The organism is Caldimonas thermodepolymerans, assembly GCF_015476235.1.
Taxonomy (GTDB): Bacteria; Pseudomonadota; Gammaproteobacteria; order Burkholderiales; family Burkholderiaceae_C; genus Caldimonas; species Caldimonas thermodepolymerans.
In genome coordinates, this window is the sequence record NZ_CP064338.1 from 1159604 (window position 1) to 1176004 (window position 16401).

General features: G+C 71.6%; 16 protein-coding genes. 12 read left to right on the plus strand and 4 right to left on the minus strand.

The window, feature by feature from the left end; translation table 11 throughout:
* The first annotated feature begins 5 nt into the window (after positions 1-5).
* The 3 genes from IS481_RS05565 (at position 6) to IS481_RS05575 (ending at position 2092) form a co-directional block, all read left to right on the plus strand.
* Positions 6-995, plus strand: a complete 990-nt coding sequence (locus IS481_RS05565) for a UDP-glucuronic acid decarboxylase family protein (RefSeq protein WP_104357542.1) — start codon at positions 6-8, stop codon at positions 993-995.
* An 86-nt stretch (positions 996-1081) separates the two neighbouring features.
* Positions 1082-1687, plus strand: a complete 606-nt coding sequence (locus tag IS481_RS05570; RefSeq protein ID WP_232529469.1) for a porin family protein — start codon at positions 1082-1084, stop codon at positions 1685-1687.
* A 24-nt stretch (positions 1688-1711) separates the two neighbouring features.
* A complete protein-coding gene (locus tag IS481_RS05575; protein ID WP_104357544.1) occupies positions 1712-2092 on the plus strand; it encodes a hypothetical protein in 381 nt (126 codons plus the stop codon).
* A 6-nt stretch (positions 2093-2098) separates the two neighbouring features.
* Here the strand turns inward: IS481_RS05575 and IS481_RS05580 are convergent, their stop codons facing one another.
* Positions 2099-3211: an AI-2E family transporter gene (locus IS481_RS05580; protein ID WP_132765517.1), complete on the minus strand. Its 1113-nt coding sequence runs from the start codon at positions 3209-3211 to the stop codon at positions 2099-2101.
* 194 nt (positions 3212-3405) lie between these two features.
* On the opposite strand from IS481_RS05580, the gene IS481_RS05585 reads away from it, so the two are divergent.
* The 5 genes from IS481_RS05585 (at position 3406) to IS481_RS05605 (ending at position 8674) form a co-directional block, all read left to right on the plus strand.
* Entirely contained in the window at positions 3406-4728 is a 1323-nt protein-coding gene (locus IS481_RS05585; RefSeq protein ID WP_104357546.1) for a replication-associated recombination protein A, read from the plus strand.
* Between the two features lie 296 nt (positions 4729-5024).
* A complete protein-coding gene (locus IS481_RS05590) occupies positions 5025-5954 on the plus strand; it encodes a branched-chain amino acid ABC transporter permease (protein WP_104357547.1) in 930 nt (309 codons plus the stop codon).
* A gap of 18 nt (positions 5955-5972) precedes the next feature.
* Positions 5973-7061 carry an ABC transporter permease subunit gene (locus IS481_RS05595; protein ID WP_104357548.1) on the plus strand — a complete coding sequence of 363 codons (1089 nt, stop codon included), beginning with the start codon at positions 5973-5975 and terminating at the stop codon, positions 7059-7061.
* A 10-nt stretch (positions 7062-7071) separates the two neighbouring features.
* Positions 7072-7860, plus strand: a complete 789-nt coding sequence (locus IS481_RS05600) for an ABC transporter ATP-binding protein (RefSeq protein WP_104357549.1) — start codon at positions 7072-7074, stop codon at positions 7858-7860.
* 97 nt (positions 7861-7957) lie between these two features.
* On the plus strand, positions 7958-8674 hold the full coding sequence (locus tag IS481_RS05605; protein WP_104357550.1) for an ABC transporter ATP-binding protein: 717 nt from the start codon (positions 7958-7960) through the stop codon (positions 8672-8674).
* Between the two features lie 81 nt (positions 8675-8755).
* On the opposite strand, the gene IS481_RS05610 is transcribed toward IS481_RS05605, so the two are convergent.
* Together IS481_RS05610 and IS481_RS05615 are read right to left on the minus strand one after the other, a co-directional pair.
* Positions 8756-9736 (minus strand): Bug family tripartite tricarboxylate transporter substrate binding protein, encoded by a 981-nt coding sequence (locus tag IS481_RS05610; RefSeq protein ID WP_104357551.1) that lies wholly within the window; start codon positions 9734-9736, stop codon positions 8756-8758.
* Between the two features lie 115 nt (positions 9737-9851).
* Positions 9852-10883: a CDP-6-deoxy-delta-3,4-glucoseen reductase gene (locus IS481_RS05615; RefSeq protein WP_104357552.1), complete on the minus strand. Its 1032-nt coding sequence runs from the start codon at positions 10881-10883 to the stop codon at positions 9852-9854.
* Positions 10884-10969: 86 nt separating this feature from the next.
* Here IS481_RS05615 and IS481_RS05620 point away from each other — a divergent pair, with 86 nt between their 5' ends.
* Positions 10970-11863, plus strand: a complete 894-nt coding sequence (locus tag IS481_RS05620; protein WP_104357553.1) for an NAD-dependent epimerase/dehydratase family protein — start codon at positions 10970-10972, stop codon at positions 11861-11863.
* A 12-nt stretch (positions 11864-11875) separates the two neighbouring features.
* Here IS481_RS05620 and IS481_RS05625 read toward each other — a convergent pair whose 3' ends face one another.
* Positions 11876-12940, minus strand: a complete 1065-nt coding sequence (locus IS481_RS05625) for a S1C family serine protease (protein ID WP_114699287.1) — start codon at positions 12938-12940, stop codon at positions 11876-11878.
* A gap of 304 nt (positions 12941-13244) precedes the next feature.
* On the opposite strand from IS481_RS05625, the gene IS481_RS05630 reads away from it, so the two are divergent.
* Genes IS481_RS05630 through upp form a run of 3 tightly spaced genes read left to right on the plus strand, consistent with a single transcriptional unit; the run spans position 13245 to position 16401 of the window.
* Entirely contained in the window at positions 13245-14480 is a 1236-nt protein-coding gene (locus IS481_RS05630) for a GTP cyclohydrolase II (RefSeq protein WP_104357555.1), read from the plus strand.
* A gap of 10 nt (positions 14481-14490) precedes the next feature.
* Positions 14491-15756: a DUF1688 family protein gene (locus IS481_RS05635; protein ID WP_104357556.1), complete on the plus strand. Its 1266-nt coding sequence runs from the start codon at positions 14491-14493 to the stop codon at positions 15754-15756.
* 15 nt (positions 15757-15771) lie between these two features.
* Complete coding sequence (upp, locus tag IS481_RS05640) at positions 15772-16401, plus strand: uracil phosphoribosyltransferase (protein ID WP_104357557.1); 630 nt, start codon at positions 15772-15774, stop codon at positions 16399-16401.

Below are 16401 nucleotides of genomic sequence, written 5' to 3' on the forward strand. Positions count from 1 at the left end.
CCGCCATGGGACCTCGAGACGTCACCGTTGCCGGCGGGGCCGGCTTCCTGGGCAGCCACCTGTGCGACCGGCTGCTGGACGCGGGCCACCGCGTGCACGCGCTGGACAACTTCTGCACCGGCTCGCCGCTCAACGTCGGGCACCTGCGCCGCCATCCGCGCTTCGCGTTGACGGTGCACGACGTGATCCGCACCTGCCGGCTGGACGCGGACGGCATCTTCAACTTCGCCTGTCCCGCCAGCCCCGAGCATTACCAGCGCGACCCGGTGCACACCACGCTGTCCAGCGTGGCCGGCGTGCACCACCTGCTGGATGCGGCCCGGCGCTGCGGGGCGCGGCTGCTGCAGTCGTCGACCAGCGAGATCTACGGCGACCCGGAGATCCACCCGCAGGTCGAGGGCTACCGCGGCTGCGTCAGCGTGCTGGGTCCGCGGGCCTGCTACGACGAGGGCAAGCGCTGCGCCGAGACGCTGTGCCTGGCGTACCACCGCCAGTACGGCGTGCCGGTGCGCATCGCCCGCATCTTCAACACCTACGGCCCGCGCATGCAGCCGGGCGACGGGCGGGTGGTCAGCAACTTCATCGTGCAGGCGCTGCGCGGCGAGGACATCACCATCTACGGCGAAGGTCAGCAGACGCGCAGCTTCTGCTACGTCGACGACCTGGTCGAGGGCATCGTGCGGCTGATGGACGCCGACCTCGTCGGCCCCGTCAACCTGGGCAACCCGGTCGAGCACACGGTGCTGGAGCTGGCCGAGGCGGTGCTGCGCCTGACCGGCAGCCGCTCGCGCCTGGTGCACCGGCCGCTGCCGGCCGACGACCCGCGGCGCCGCTGTCCGGACATCGGCCTGGCCCGCGAGCGGCTCGGCGGCTGGCAGCCGGCCGTCACGCTGGAAGACGGCCTCAAGGAGACCGTGGCCTGGTTCCGCCGCCGCCTGGGGCTGCAAGCGCCTCGCGTGGCGGCCCCCGCGCGCGTGCCTGCGACCACGGGCTGAAACCGAAGGCGGCGGCACGCGGCTTGCCGGTCCCGGGGCATGCCAACCACCGTCCGCACCGCCACAGGGTGCGGCAAGGAGCCGAAATGAGCCAACGTCGTCTTCGCCGTTCGGCCTGCGCCTGGGGGCTTGCCGCCCTGGCGCTGCCGGCAATGGCCCAGGACGGGCAGGGCCTGCGCGTGCAGGAGCGCCCCTCCTGGATTCCGCACACCACGCATGGCTACCTGGGGATCAACCTCGGCCGCAGCGACTTCGACGTTTCCTGCAGCGGGGGCTTCCGCTGCGACCGCACCGACTGGGGCGGCAAGATCTCCCTGGGCGGCATGGCCACGCCCAACTTCGGCGTGGAGGTGGGTTACGTCAACGTCGGCGAGGCCGACCGCGATGGCGGATCGACCGAGGCACAGGGCATCAACATCAGCGCCGTCGGCGTGCTGCCGCTGTCGACCTCGTTCAGCCTGGTGGGGCGGCTCGGCACCACCTACGGCTGGACCGACACCAGCGCCTCGTCGCAGTCCGGGGCCGACACCGGCAGCGCGCACGGCTTCGGCCTGAGCTACGGTGCCGGACTGTCGCTGGACCTGTCGCGCGACTGGGCTGCGGTGCTGGAGTGGGACCGCTACCGCTTCCGCTTCGAAGGCGGGCGCGACGACGTGGACCTGTACTCGATCGGCCTGAAGTACAAGTTCTGAGATCGGGCCGCGAGGAGATCCGCGATGCACACGACCTGGCGGCACGCCGCGATCGGTTGGGTCTGGGCCGGCGCCGCGCTGGCCCAGCCGGTGTCCTCCCCCGTGACGGGCCGCCCGCCGCCGGAGGTCGGGCCGGCACCGGTGGTGCAGCCCGATGCGGTGCGCCACGCCGAGGGCAGCGAAGGCGCCCGCCCGCGCAGCGACCCGTTCATGGACTTCAACGACCCGCGCCTGCGCGACGAGATGTCGCGCTGCACCGCGCAGGCCCGCGAGGCGCGCGGGGACTGCGTGCGCGGGCTGGGGGCGGGCCCGCCCGCCGACGCGCGCGAACCCGCGCCGGCGGCACCCCGCGACCCGGGGCGGCCGCTGCGCGATCGCGACCCGGGCCTGCGCCTGCCGCGCTGAAGGCGCTCAACGCGGCGGGCGGCGCGCCAGCAGCGGCCCGAACGGCTGCGGCGGGGTGTCGACCTCGTTGATGAAACCGCACAGCACGCGCAGCCGCGGCACGCGCCGGCACACGGTGCGCAACGCCAGCAGCATCGGCACGGCGATCAGCGCGCCGGCCATGCCCCAGATCCAGCCCCACAGCAGCACCGACAGGAACACGAACACCGGGTTCAGGCGCAGGCGCCGGCCCATCAGCCAGGGGCCGACCAGGTTGCTCTCCAGCGCGTTGAGCGCGAGGTAGGCCAGCGCCGGCGCGAGCATCAGCCCGGCGTGGTCGAACGTGGTGATGCCGGCCATCAGCAGCAGCACGGCCATCAGCACCGGGCCGATGTAGAAGACGAAGTTCAGCAGCGCCGCCAGCGTCCCCCACAGGATCGGGTTGGGCAGGCCGATGGCGTGCAGCACCAGGCCCGTGCCGATGCCCAGCCCGATGTTGAGCAGCGTCATCGTGGTCAGGAACCGGCCGATGTCGCGCTGCGCCTCGCGGATGCCCGACAGCACCAGGGCCCGCACCCGCGGGCGCCCGATCGCCAGCATCGTGCGCCACACCAGGTGGTACTCGGTGCACAGCAGGAAGAACAGCAGGATGACCGTCGCGGCGGCGGAGACCACGAAGTACCAGAACTGCCCCAGCACGACGCGCGTCAGCGCCATGCCCTCGTGGCGCAGCTGTTCCTGCAGCTGCGCGTCGTCCAGCGGCGAGGCGGCAGGGGCGGCCGGCTGCCCGTTGCCGAACAGGGCGGCGCGCAGCCGCTCCAGCGCCTCCATCAGCTGCTGCAGGTTGGCCGGGGCGCGCTCCCACCAGGTCGCCGCCGGCGTGACGAGCGTGCTGCCGAACAGCAGCAGCGCCGCGACCAGCGACACCAGCACCAGCCCGGCGCCGGCCGGCGCAGGCAACCCGAGGTCGCGCAGGCGCCGCACCGCCGGGGCGAGCACGAAGGTCAGCAGCACGGCCAGCGTCACCGGCAGCAGCACCAGCTTGGCCGCGCGCAGCAGGAAGACGGTGGCGACGACCAGCAGCGCCAGCCCGACCCAGCGCGGCACGCCGCGCGTCCGGGGTGCGGTCGGCGTGCCCATCAGCACGCGGCGGCCGGCCCCGGGCGGCGGGGGGCGGAGGGCGACCGCGCGGGCGTGCGGATGCGGGTGGCGATGGGACGCAGCGGACGGGGGAACATGCCGGGCCTCTCCAGGGTGTCGTGCGGGGAATCGCAACCGCGGCAGCAGTTTTCGTTCCCGCGCGCGGCTGGGGGCGGCCTGCGACAATCGGGTGCATGTCCGACCTGCTGTCCTTCGCCGATCCGCCTGCCGCCCCCGACATGCCCCTGGCCGAGCGCCTGCGTCCGCGCAGCCTGGACGAGGTCATCGGCCAGCAGCACCTGCTCGGGCCGGGCAAGCCGCTGCGCGCCGCGTTCGAGTCGGGGCAGCCTCACTCGATGATCCTGTGGGGCCCGCCCGGCGTCGGCAAGACCACGCTGGCGCGGCTGATGGCCGACGCCTTCGACGCGCAGTTCATCCAGATCTCGGCGGTGCTGGGCGGGGTCAAGGACATCCGCGACGCGGTGGAGCAGGCGCAGGTGGCGCGCAGCCAGGGCCGGCGCACCATCGTGTTCGTCGACGAGGTGCACCGCTTCAACAAGGCCCAGCAGGACGCCTTCCTGCCGCATGTCGAGTCGGGGCTGTTCACCTTCATCGGCGCGACCACCGAGAACCCGTCGTTCGAGGTCAACTCGGCGCTGCTGTCGCGCGCCACCGTGCACGTGCTGCAGGCGCTGGGCGACGAGGACATGCGCGCGCTGCTCGAACGCGCCCGCGCGCTGCTCGGCTCGCCGGGGCTGACCGACGCCGCCCGCGACCGCCTGATCGGCTATGCCGACGGCGACGCGCGCCGCCTGCTCAACACCTACGAGAACCTGGTGCGCATGTGCGGCCCGCAGGGCGTGCTGGAGATCGACGAGGCGATGCTGGAGCGCTCGCTGGGCGAGCAGCTGCGGCGCTACGACAAGGGTGGCGAACAGTTCTACGACACCATCTCGGCGCTGCACAAGTCGGTGCGCGGCTCCGACCCGGACGCCGCGCTGTACTGGCTGGTGCGCATGCTCGACGGCGGCGTCGACGCACGCTACATCGCGCGCCGCCTGATCCGCATGGCCTGCGAGGACATCGGCCTGGCGGACCCGCGCGCGCTGCGCCTGACCCTCGATGCGGCCGAGACCTACGAGCGGCTCGGCTCGCCCGAGGGCGAGCTGGCGCTGGCCGAGGCGGTGGTCTACCTGGCCGTCGCGGCCAAGTCCAACGCCGTCTACGCCGCCTACAACGCCGTGCGCGCCTTCGTGAAGCGCGACGGCACGCGGCCCGTGCCGCTGCACCTGCGCAACGCCCCGACCCGCCTGATGAAGGACCTGGGCTACGGCAAGGGCTACCGCTACGCGCACGACGAGGAAGACGCCTTCGCCGCGGGCGAGCGTTATTTCCCCGAGGGTATTCCCGAGGACCTGCGTTTCTACGAGCCGGCGCCTCGCGGGCTGGAGATCCGCATCGGTGAAAAACTCGAAGAATTGCGCAAAAGGAACGAGGAATCGCGTAAAAGGCGATGATTCTCCCGAATCGTTGTTGGATTCACGGAGAAAGAAGGGTAAACCCCGAATTTTTCACCACATGACCCGTGGATACAATCCGCGCCACTTTGCGGGTCGAAGAGGGGAAGATTCGGGTTAACCCGTAAATCCTCTGTGTCGGTCTGCTCGAGCCGGCAGCGGGACTCTCGTTGCCGGCTCGCTGTTTGGGCCTAGAGTGGGAATCGTGCCCGACGCATGCCGTGCCGTCCGTCGGCGCGCGGGGGTGGGTCCGGTTTTTGCTCCGCCCCGCGTTCACTTTTCCTGGAGACCGACTGATGGACATCTTTCTCCAACAGATCATCAACGGTCTGGTGCTCGGCAGCATGTACGCGCTGGTGGCACTGGGCTACACGATGGTCTACGGCATCATCAGCCTGATCAACTTCGCGCACGGCGAAGTGCTGATGGTGGGGGCGATGACCAGCTGGACCGTGGTGACGTTCCTGCAGGAGCTGGCGCCCGGCATGCCCGGCTGGCTGATGATGCTGATCTCGCTGCTGTGCGCGATCGTGGTCTGCGCGGTGCTCAACTTCACGATCGAGAAGGTGGCCTACCGGCCCCTGCGCGGCGCGCCCCGCCTGGCGCCGCTGATCACCGCGATCGGCATGTCCATCCTGCTCCAGACGATCGCGATGATCATCTGGAAGCCCAATCCCAAGCCCTACCCGCTGCTGCTGCCCACCGAGGTGATCCCGATCGGCGGGGCGGTGATCACGGTGACCCAGGTGCTGATCCTCTCGACCACCGTGGTGCTGCTGTGCGGCCTGCTGTGGCTGGTGCATCGCACCAAGCTGGGCCGCGCGATGCGCGCCACCGCCGAGAACCCGCGCGTGGCCGCGCTGATGGGCGTGCGTCCCGACATGGTGATCTCCGCGACCTTCGTGATCGGCGCCTCGCTGGCCGCGGTGGCCGGCGTGATGTGGGCCTCCAACTACGGCACCGTGCAGCACACGATGGGCTTCCTGCCCGGCCTGAAGGCGTTCACCGCGGCGGTGTTCGGCGGCATCGGCAACCTGGCCGGCGCGATGCTCGGCGGCGTGCTGCTGGGCCTGATCGAGGCCATCGGTTCCGGCTACCTGGGCGACCTGACCGGCGGCGTGCTGGGCAGCCACTACGCCGACATCTTCGCCTTCATCGTGCTGATCCTCGTGCTGACCCTGCGTCCCTCGGGCCTGCTGGGCGAACGCGTGGCGGACCGCGCCTGATCGCCGGGAGACACTGACATGCTGCAAAAGAACAAGCTGCTGAGCTTCGTGCTGATCGGGGTGGCCCTGCTGGTGCTGCCGCACGTGGCGCTCTACTTCGGCCAGGGCTGGGTGCGCATCATCGACCTGGCGCTGCTGTACGTGATGCTGGCGCTGGGCCTGAACGTGGTGGTCGGCTACGCCGGCCTTCTGGACCTGGGCTACGTGGCCTTCTACGCGGTCGGCGCCTACATGTTCGCGCTGATGGCCTCGCCCCACTTGTGGGAAACCTTTCCGGCAGTCGCACAGATGTTCCCCAACGGGCTGCACACGCCGATCTGGGTGGTCGTGCCGCTGGCCGCGGGGCTGGCGGCGCTGGCCGGCGTGCTGCTGGGCATGCCGGTGCTGCGCCTGCGCGGCGACTACCTGGCGATCGTGACGCTGGGCTTCGGCGAAATCATCCGGGTGTTCATGAACAACATGGAATACCCGATCAACATCACCAACGGTCCGCGCGGATTGAGCGGCATCGATTCGATGCGCCTGTTCGGGTTCGATTTCGGAAAACCGATGCGCATCGGCGAATATCTGATACCGCCGGTCGTCAAATACTATTACCTGTTCATGTTCCTCGTGCTGGTCAGCATCTGGATCTGCTACCGGCTGGAGAACTCCCGCATCGGCCGCGCCTGGATGGCGATCCGCGAGGACGACGTCGCCGCCAAGGCCATGGGCATCAACGTGCGCAACGTCAAGCTGCTGGCCTTCGCGATGGGCGCGACCTTCGGCGGCGTGGCCGGCTCGATGTTCGCCGCCTTCCAGGGCTTCATCTCGCCCGAGTCGTTCAGCCTGATGGAGTCGATCATGATCGTCGCGATGGTCGTGCTCGGCGGCCTGGGCCACCTGCCGGGCGTGGTGCTGGGTGCGCTGCTGCTGGCCGCGCTGCCCGAGGTGCTGCGCTACGTGGCCGGTCCGCTGCAGCACATGACCGACGGGCGGCTGGATGCGGCCATCCTGCGCCAGCTGCTCATCGCGCTGGCGATGATCATCGTGATGCTGCTGCGTCCGCGCGGCCTGTGGCCCGCGCCGGAACATGGCAAGGCTGCCGCGCAGCCGGCGACGAAGTGAGGGGCACGGCATGAGCGAACAACGACAGGACATCATCCTCAGGGTCAGCGGCGTTTCCAAGCGCTTCGGCGGCTTGCAGGCGCTCAGCGACGTCGGCCTGGAAATCAAGCGCGGCCAGGTCTACGGCCTGATCGGCCCCAACGGCGCCGGCAAGACGACCTTCTTCAACGTGATCACCGGGCTGTACACGCCCGACTCGGGCACCTTCGAGCTGGAGGGCAAGCCCTACAAGCCGGAGGCGGTGCACGAGGTGGCGCGCGCGGGCATCGCGCGCACCTTCCAGAACATCCGCCTGTTCCCGGAGATGACCGCGCTCGAGAACGTGATGGTCGGCCGCCACATCCGCACCCGCTCGGGGCTGATCGGCGCGATCTTCCGCACCCGCGCGTTCAAGGAGGAAGAAGAGCAGATCCGCGAGCGCGCGATGCAGCTGCTCGAGTACGTGGGCATCGCCAAGTACGCCGACTTCCGCGCCCGCACGCTGAGCTACGGCGACCAGCGTCGGCTGGAGATCGCACGCGCGCTCGCCACCGACCCCAAGCTGGTCGCGCTCGACGAGCCGGCCGCAGGCATGAACTCGACCGAGAAGATGGTGCTGCGCGAGCTGATCGACCGCATCCGCAAGGACGGCCGCACCATCCTGCTGATCGAACACGACGTGAAGCTGGTGATGGGCCTGTGCGACCGCGTCACCGTGCTCGACTACGGCAAGGCGATCGCCGAGGGCACGCCCTACGAGGTGCAGCGCAACGAGAAGGTGATCGAGGCCTACCTCGGCGCCGGCCATGCGGCGCATTGAGGCACCGACCGGTGCGACGTCCGGCATCCCGGCCCGCGGTCACAGGCGCGCGCCGGGCACCGGACACTGACGATCAAAGATCTGGAAGAAGCGCAAGATGAGCGAGACCATCCTCAAGATCAGCGGCCTGCGCGTGGCCTACGGCGGCATCCAGGCCGTCAAGGGCGCGTCGCTCGAGGTCCGGCAAGGCGAGCTCGTGAGCCTGATCGGTGCCAACGGTGCCGGCAAGACCACCACGCTGAAGGCGATCACCGCGACCCTGCCGGTGGCCGACGGCTCGATCGAATACCTGGGCCAGCCGACCAGGGGCAAGGGGGCCTGGGACCTGGTGCGCCAGGGCCTGGTGATGGTGCCCGAAGGCCGCGGCACCTTCACCCGCATGACCATCACCGAGAACCTGCTGATGGGCGCCTTCACGCGCAACGACAAGAAGGAGATCGAGGAGGACATCGAGAAGGTCTTCGCGCTCTTCCCGCGCCTGAAGGAACGCCGCAACCAGCTCGCCGGCACGATGTCCGGCGGCGAGCAGCAGATGCTGGCGATGGGCCGCGCGCTGATGGCGCGCCCCAAGCTGCTGCTGCTGGACGAGCCGTCGATGGGCCTGTCGCCGATCATGGTCGACAAGATCTTCGAGGTCGTCAGCGACATCCACCAGCAGGGCGTGACGATGCTGCTGGTCGAGCAGAACGCCAGCCGCGCGCTGCAGCTGGCCGACCGCGGCTACGTGATGGACTCGGGCGAGATCACGATGAGCGGCGACGCCAAGGCCCTGCTCAACGATCCCAAGGTGCGCGCCGCCTACCTGGGCGAGTGAGGCCTGCCGGCCGCTCCTGAACGCACAAGGGCCGCCTGCGGGCGGCCCTTGTTCATGGCAACGGGTGCCGGAGCTGGCGCGTCACTCGATGCGCGCGCCGCTGAGCTTGACCACCTGCTCGTACTTGGCCAGCTCGGCCTTCACGAACTCGCCGAACTGCTGCGGCGTGGTCGGCGAGGGCTCGGCCAGGAAGGACGCGAAGCGGGCCTTGACGTCCGGCGCGTTGAGCACCGCGACGAAGGCCTGGTTCAGGCGCTCGATGACCGCCTGCGGCGTCTTCGCCGGCGCGAACAGGCCGAACCAGGTGTCCACCGCGAAGCCGGGCAGGCCGGATTCGGCGATGGTCGGCAGCTCGGGCATCGCGCTGGAGCGCTGCGGCGTCGTGACCGCCAGGGCCTTGAGCTTGCCGGCACGGATGTTGGCCGACGCCGTGGCCAGGTTGTCGAAATTGAGGTCCACCTGGCCCGACAGCAGCCCCATCTGCGCCGGCGCGCCGCCGGCGTAGGGGATGTGCACCATGCTGATGCCGGCCTGCTTCTTGAACATCTCGCCAGCCAGGTGCCCGGCGCTGCCGTTGCCGCCCGAGCCGTAGTTCAGGCGTCCCGGGTTGGCGCGAGCGTAGGCGATCAGCTGCTGCACCGAGTTGATGTTCAGCCGCGCGGCCGTCTCGGCGTTGAGCACCAGCACGTTGGGCACGCGTGCCACCAGCGTGATCGGCGCGAAGTCGCGGATCGGGTCGTAGGGCACGCGCGCGTACAGCCAGGGGTTGATCGCGTGCGTGGCCACCGCGCCCATCACGATGGTGTGGCCGTCGGGCGCGGACTTGGCGACATGGTCGGCGCCGAGGTTGCCGCCGGCGCCGGGCCGGTTCTCGACGATCACGTTGCCCAGTGCGTCACGGGCCTTCTCGGCCAGCAGCCGCGCGATCGCATCCAGCGGCCCGCCGGGCGGGTAGGGCACGACCAGCTTGATCGGCGGGTCGGACTGCGCGTGCAGCAGCGCGGGAAAGGCCAGGGCGCCGGCCAGGGCGACGTGGGTTTGCAGCCAGAGTCGTCGGTTCATCGTGGACAGGGCGCGCGAGCGCCCGCAGGAAGCGGAACACAGTCCGCCAGTATGGCGCGTCCGGCGCCCGCCCGCAGGGAGGGTGTGCCCGGAGTCCGCCGCCCCGGCACGGGCCTCAGTGCTTGTCCGCCTCGCTGGTGAAGGCGTCGGCGTAGAACTCCTCGGCCGGCAGGCCGGCGTGGGCGACGAAGTCGCGCTGGGCAGCCTCCACCATCACCGGCGCGCCGCACGCGTAGACCTGGTGGCCGGACAGGTCCGGCAGGTCCTGCAGCACGGCCTGGTGGACGAAGCCGGTGCGGCCGCTCCACTGGTCCTCGGGCTTGGGCTCGGACAACACCGGCACGTAGGTCAGGTTGGGCATGGCCGCGGCGGCCTGCTCGGCCCACTCGTGCAGGTACAGGTCGGCGCGGCTGCGGCAGCCCCAGTACAGCACCGCGGGGCGGGTGATGCCCTTGTGCTGCATGTGCTCGATGATGGCCTTGATCGGCGCGAAGCCGGTGCCCGAGGCCAGCAGCACGACGGGCTTGTCGGAATCCTCGCGCAGGAAGAAGCTGCCGAACGGGCCTTCCAGGCGCAGGATCTCCTTTTCCTTCATCGTGTTGAACACGTGGTCGGTGAACTTGCCGCCGGGCATGTGGCGGATGTGCAGCTCGATGCCCGGCTGCTCGGCCTGGGTGTGCGGCGCGTTGGCCATCGAGTAGCTGCGGCGCGTGCCGTCGCGCAGGATGAACTCGATGTACTGGCCGGCGTGGTACTGCAGCTGGTCGTTGGCCGGCAGCTGCAGGCGCAGCACGGCCACGTCCGGGGCGCGCTTCTCGATCGCGGCGACGCGGCAGGGCATCTTGCGCACCGGGAACTGGCCGGCCCCCACCACCTCGCGCGACTCGATCACGATGTCGGTCTGCGGCGTGGCGCAGCAGGTCAGCGTGTAGCCCGCTTCTTCCTCGGCCGGCGACATGGCCTTCACCTGGTGGGCGCCATGGATCACGCGGCCTTCGAGCAGGCGGCTCTTGCAGGACCCGCAGGCGCCGTCCTTGCAGCCGTAGGGCAGGCCCACGCCCTGGCGGATGGCGGCGGCGAGCACGGTCTCGTCGCGTTGCACCTCGAAGGTGTGGCCGCTGGGCTGCACGGTCACGGTGAAGGTCATCGGAGGCTCTCCTGGCTCATAAACTGCGAAACCCGACATTTTGCCCCGGAACCGGGCCGGCCCCCGGATGACACCGTGAGCGACGCATGACCCAGACGTCTTCCACCCTGCGGCGCCGCCCGCGCCTGCTGATCGTCGGCTGCGGCGACATCGGGCGGCGCGTGCTGCGCCTGCTCGCCTCGCGCTGGCGCGTCTGCGCGCTGACCTCGCAGCCACGGCGTTGCGCCGAGCTGCGCGCGCTGGGCGCGGTGCCGCTGGTCGGCAACCTGGACGATCCGGCCACGCTGCACCGCCTGGCCGGGCTGGCCGACGCGGTGCTGCACCTCGCGCCGCCGCCGGCCGAGGGCGACACCGACCCGCGCACCGCGGCGCTGTTGCGGGCGCTGGCGCGCCGCGGGGCCCCCGGCGTGCTGGTCTACGCGAGCACCACCGGGGTGTACGGCGACGCGCAGGGCGCGCGCTTCGACGAGACGCGCCCGGTGGCCCCGGCCACGGCGCGCGCGCGGCGCCGCGTCGATGCCGAGCAGCGGGTGCGCTGGTGGGGCCGGGCGGTCGGCGCGCGGGTGACCATCCTGCGCATCCCCGGCATCTACGCGCCGGAGCGTCCCGGCGGCGACCCGCGCGAGCGGCTGCGGCGCGGCACGCCGGTGCTGGTGCCCGAGGAGGACGTCTATACCAACCACATCCACGCCGACGACCTGGCGCGCGCCTGCGCGGCGGCGCTGTGGCGCGGCCGCCCGCAGCGCGTGGTGCACGTGTGCGACGACACCGAGCTGAAGATGGGCGATTACTTCGAGCTGGTGGCCCGGCTGTGCGGGCTGCCGCCGCCGGCGCGCATCGGCCGCGCCGAGGCGGCGCAGCGGCTGTCGCCGGCGCAGCTGTCGTTCCTGGCCGAGTCGCGGCGGCTGCGCAACGACCGGCTCAAGCGCGAGCTGCGCCTGCGGCTGCGTTACCCGACGGTGCGCGAGGGGCTGGCCTGAGCGGGCGCCGGCTCAGATGCCCCGCGCGCGGCGCAGCGTCTTCATGCGGTCGGCGGTGCGCGCGGTGAGCGTGAGCAACCCGGCGCCGCGGCCGACCTCCAGCGTCACCTCGCGTTCGGCGCGGGGGTCGCTCCACAGTCGCCGGTAGAACGCCTCCAGGCGGCCGACCGGCTCGCCGTCGAGCTTGAGGATCACGTCGCCCGGCTGCAGGCCGGCGGCTTCGGCCGGGCTGCCGGCCTGCACCCGCACCACGCGCACCAGGCCCTGGTGGTCGACGCAGTGCGCCCCCAGCCAGGCGCGCGTGCTGCGGCGCGAGGCGCCGTGGCGGCGCAGCTCGTCCTGCACCGCCTTGTACAGGTCGACCGGCACGAACATGTTGCCCGGCTGGTGGCGCCCGGGGCCGAGCGCCTCCATCACGAACAGCGAGCCGATGCCCAGCAGCTCGCCGCGCGCGTTGAACAGGCCGGCGCCGCTGTGGTCGGGGCGCGGCGGCACGGTGAAGATCGCGTCCTCGACGTGGTACTCCCAGTAACCGGAGAACGGCCGCTGCGACACCACCTGCGCGACGCTCATCGCGCCGTCCGGGCCGCCGGTGGCGATCACGTAGGGCTCCTCGGTGTCCAGCCCGCCGGACTGCCCCAGCGGCGCGGGCACCAGCTGCACCGGCACCACCGGCTGCACCAGGGCGAAGCCGGTGGCCAGGTCGTACGCCACCACGCGGCCGGGCAGCGCGCGCCCGTCGGGCAGCAGCAGGTCGACCTTGTCGGCCTCCAGGACCAGGTAGCCGATCGTCAGCACCAGCCCCTGCGCGTCGATCACGACGCCCGAGCCCTGGCGTACCTGCCCGAGGCTTTCGCTGGAGGCCGCATCGGGCGCGGCCAGCGCGCGCACGCCGACCACCGAGGCGCTGACCTGGCGCAGCACCCGGGCCTGCTCGACCACGGCGGCTTCCTCCTCGTCGCCGGCGGGTGGTTGCTGCGCCGCCGCCGGCAGGCCCGCCCCGAGCAGCAGGCCCAGCACCAGGCCGGCGAAGCGCCGCCGGCGGGGGCGGGCAGGGCGCAGGCGACGGCGGAGCATGGCGGCGGCAGAGACTGGCAGCATGGCACCCCCGGCGGCGGTCGATCGGGCGCAGCATCGCGCGTCCACCTTTTCCCGGCGCGCGGCAGGGACAAGCGCGGGCGCGTTGCATCGAAGCGGTGCGGCCCCGTGCCGCCGGTGCGCCGGGAACGGGCCGGGCAGGCACCGGACTGGGGCGAGGGCGGGGCGGCCGGCCGGGTTCGTGCTGGCATCGGGGTTGCTTGAACGGGCGCAAAGTTGACCATCCGGTCAGGTTCCGGGCGCAGGGCCCGGGGCGGCGGCCGGGTCGTCGGAGGAGGAACCCATGTCCGCCCACATCGTCCTGACGTCCCACCCCCGGCGCGACGCCTCGTCGCTGGACATCCGCTGGGGGGCTCCCACGGCGAAGGAGCGCGGTCCGCTGGTGGCCAGCCTGACCAACCCCGCGCACCGCAACGTGATCGGTTCGCACTCGGGCTCCTACGCGGTGTACCGGGCGCTGGCGGTGGCCTCGGGGGCGCTGAGGCGCGACCACAGGCCCGACCTCACCAACACCGCGCCGGCGGTCAACATCGGCCCCTTCCCCCAGTGGAGCGACCCGGACCTGATCGTCTCGCTGGACCCCTGGGGCCACATGGTCGCCACCGAGTTCGCCGAGCCGCTGGCCGCAGGCGTGGACGTGCGGCCGACCATCGCGGTCACGCGCGCCCACATCAACATGCCCGAGCTGAAGGACGCGATCGCCGCGGGCCGGCTCAAGCCCGACGGCGAGATCCTGATGGCCAACGGCGACGTGCGCGTGACCAAGGCCGCGATCGAGCCGGTGTGGTACCTGCCCGGGATCGCCAAGCGCTTCGGCGTCAAGGAAAGCGCGCTGCGGCGCTGCCTGTTCGAGCAGACCGCGGGCATGTTCCCGGAGCTGGTGACGCGGCCCGACCTCAAGGTCTTCCTGCCGCCCATCGGCGGCATGACGCTGTACATGTTCGGCGACGTCACGCGCCTGGGGCGGCCGCAGACCCGCATCGCCTGCCGCCTGCACGACGAGTGCAACGGCTCGGACGTGTTCGGCTCGGACATCTGCACCTGCCGCCCGTACCTGGCGCACGGCATCGAGGTGTGCATCGAGATGGCGCAGCAGGGCGGCGTGGGCCTGGTGGTCTACAACCGCAAGGAAGGCCGCGCGCTGGGCGAGGTCACCAAGTTCCTGGTCTACAACGCGCGCAAGCGCCAGGAAGGCGGCGACCGCGCCGAGACCTACTTCCTGCGCACCGAGTGCGTCGCGGGCGTGCAGGACATGCGCTTCCAGGAGCTCACGCCGGACGTCTTCCACTGGCTGGGCATCACGCGCATCGACCGCTGGGCCTCGATGAGCAACATGAAGCACGGCGCGCTGACCGCCGCCGGCATCGAGGTGGTCGAGCGCGTGCCGATTCCCGAGGAGCTGATCCCGGCCGATGCGCGCGTCGAGATCGACGCGAAGAAGGCCGCGGGCTACTTCTCGACCTACACCCCCGACCCGTCGGAGCTGGCCGTGCCCAAGGGGCGCGGGCTGGACGAATGAGGGAGGCGGGATGAGCCACACCCCCCACGCGCTGGCCCACGGCCCGGGCTGGCACACGCCGGTGCCGCCGCAGCACCCCGCCGCGCCGCTGCTCGGCGCCGAGGCGGTGCGCACGCACTGCGCCGAGGTGATGGCCTGGGTGGAAGCCGGGCATTCGGCCCATTTCAGCTGGCACCCCGAACGGCTGGCCGACACCGCGGCCTATGTCGTCGACACCATCCGGCGGCACTACCCGTCGCTGGCGGTGCCGTACCACAGCCGCTGGCGCCACTTCGAGGCAGGCGGCGTGGACCGCTGGGCGCGGCTCGCCGGCGAGGCCGGGCTCGACGCGGACGTGCGCGAGCGGGCGCGGGTGCGCATCGACCTGGTGATCCCGAGCGTGCTGCTCGATGCCGGCGCCGGCCCGGACTGGCGCTATGTCGACGCCGTGGCCGGCCAGACGCTGGCGCGTTCCGAAGGGCTCGCGGTGGCAAGCCTGGACCTGTTTGCATCCGGGGCGTTCTCGGCGCATCCCGCGCAGCCGCTGCGCAGCGAGGCGGCGGCGCTGGCGCGCATGACGCCGCAGCGCCTGGCCGCCGGCTTCCAGGTGCGCGAGGACAACCCGCTGGTGGGGCTGGAAGGCCGCGCCGCGCTGTTGCGCCGGCTCGGCGAGGTGGTACAGGCCACGCCCGCCGTGTTCGGCCCGGCGGGGCGGCTCGGGCACCTGCTGGACTTCCTCGAGGCCCACGCGACGGACGGCCGCATCGAGGCGGGCCTGGTGCTGGCCACGCTGCTGCGCGCGCTCGGGCCGGTGTGGCCGGGCCGCATCGGGCTGGACGGCGTGTCGCTCGGCGACTGCTGGCGCCATCCGGCCGCCAGCGGCGGGCTGGTGCCTTTCCACAAGCTGACCCAGTGGCTGACCTACTCGCTGCTCGAGCCGCTCGAGGACGCGGGGTTGGTGGTCACGGGGCTGGATGCGCTGACCGGGCTGCCCGAGTACCGCAACGGCGGCCTGCTGCTGGACCTGGGCCTGCTGCAGCCACGCGATCCCGGGTTCTTCGAGGCGACCTGGACCGTCGACAGCGAGGCCGTCGTCGAATGGCGCGCCGTGACCGTGATCGCGCTGGACCGCCTCGTCGCCGAGGTGCGCCGCCGGCTGGGCCTGACCGAAGTGCAGTTTCCGCTGGCGCGGGTGCTGGAAGGCGGCACTTGGGCGGCCGGGCGGCGTGCCGCGGCCGAACGCCGCCCCGGGGGCGGCCCGCCCCTGCGCCTCGTCAGCGACGGCACCGTGTTCTGACCCACAGGAGCAAGCATGACCTTCGTCCACGTCGTCGACCACCCGCTGCTGCAGCACAAGCTCACCTACGTGCGCAGCGAGGACACCACCACCGACAACTTCCGCCGCCTGGTGCGCGAGATCGCCGCGATGCTGGCCTACGAGGTGACGCGCGACCTGCCGACCGAGCGGATCACGATCCGCACGCCGGTGGCCAGCTGCGAGGCACCGGTGATCAGCGGCAAGAAGCTGTGCCTGGTCTCCATCCTGCGCGCCGGCAACGGCATGCTCGACGGGATGATCGAGCTGCTGCCCGGCGCCCGCATCGGCCACATCGGCCTGTACCGCGACCCCGAGACGCTGGAACCGGTGGAGTACTACTTCAAGGTGCCCGACGACATCCAGGACCGCCTGGTCATCGTGGTCGACCCGATGCTGGCCACCGGCAACTCGGCCATCGCCGCCCTCAGCCGCCTCAAGGAGGTGGGCGTGACCAGCCTCAAGCTGGTCAACCTGCTCGCCTCGCCCGAGGGCATCGAGGCGGTGCGGGCCGCACATCCGGACGTGCCGATCGCGGTGGCGGCGATCGACGAGCGGCTCAACGAGCACGGCTACATCGTGCCGGGCCTGGGTGATGCGGGCGACCGCATGTTCGGCACCAGGTAG

Coding starts and splice junctions, on each gene's coding strand:
- IS481_RS05565 (WP_104357542.1), top strand. CDS start 6: ATGGGACCTCGAGACGTCACCGTTGCCGGCGGGGCCGGCTTCCTGGGC.
- IS481_RS05570 (WP_232529469.1), top strand. CDS start 1,082: ATGAGCCAACGTCGTCTTCGCCGTTCGGCCTGCGCCTGGGGGCTTGCC.
- IS481_RS05575 (WP_104357544.1), top strand. CDS start 1,712: ATGCACACGACCTGGCGGCACGCCGCGATCGGTTGGGTCTGGGCCGGC.
- IS481_RS05580 (WP_132765517.1), bottom strand. CDS start 3,211: ATGGGCACGCCGACCGCACCCCGGACGCGCGGCGTGCCGCGCTGGGTC.
- IS481_RS05585 (WP_104357546.1), top strand. CDS start 3,406: ATGTCCGACCTGCTGTCCTTCGCCGATCCGCCTGCCGCCCCCGACATG.
- IS481_RS05590 (WP_104357547.1), top strand. CDS start 5,025: ATGGACATCTTTCTCCAACAGATCATCAACGGTCTGGTGCTCGGCAGC.
- IS481_RS05595 (WP_104357548.1), top strand. CDS start 5,973: ATGCTGCAAAAGAACAAGCTGCTGAGCTTCGTGCTGATCGGGGTGGCC.
- IS481_RS05600 (WP_104357549.1), top strand. CDS start 7,072: ATGAGCGAACAACGACAGGACATCATCCTCAGGGTCAGCGGCGTTTCC.
- IS481_RS05605 (WP_104357550.1), top strand. CDS start 7,958: ATGAGCGAGACCATCCTCAAGATCAGCGGCCTGCGCGTGGCCTACGGC.
- IS481_RS05610 (WP_104357551.1), bottom strand. CDS start 9,736: ATGAACCGACGACTCTGGCTGCAAACCCACGTCGCCCTGGCCGGCGCC.
- IS481_RS05615 (WP_104357552.1), bottom strand. CDS start 10,883: ATGACCTTCACCGTGACCGTGCAGCCCAGCGGCCACACCTTCGAGGTG.
- IS481_RS05620 (WP_104357553.1), top strand. CDS start 10,970: ATGACCCAGACGTCTTCCACCCTGCGGCGCCGCCCGCGCCTGCTGATC.
- IS481_RS05625 (WP_114699287.1), bottom strand. CDS start 12,940: ATGCTCCGCCGTCGCCTGCGCCCTGCCCGCCCCCGCCGGCGGCGCTTC.
- IS481_RS05630 (WP_104357555.1), top strand. CDS start 13,245: ATGTCCGCCCACATCGTCCTGACGTCCCACCCCCGGCGCGACGCCTCG.
- IS481_RS05635 (WP_104357556.1), top strand. CDS start 14,491: ATGAGCCACACCCCCCACGCGCTGGCCCACGGCCCGGGCTGGCACACG.
- upp (WP_104357557.1), top strand. CDS start 15,772: ATGACCTTCGTCCACGTCGTCGACCACCCGCTGCTGCAGCACAAGCTC.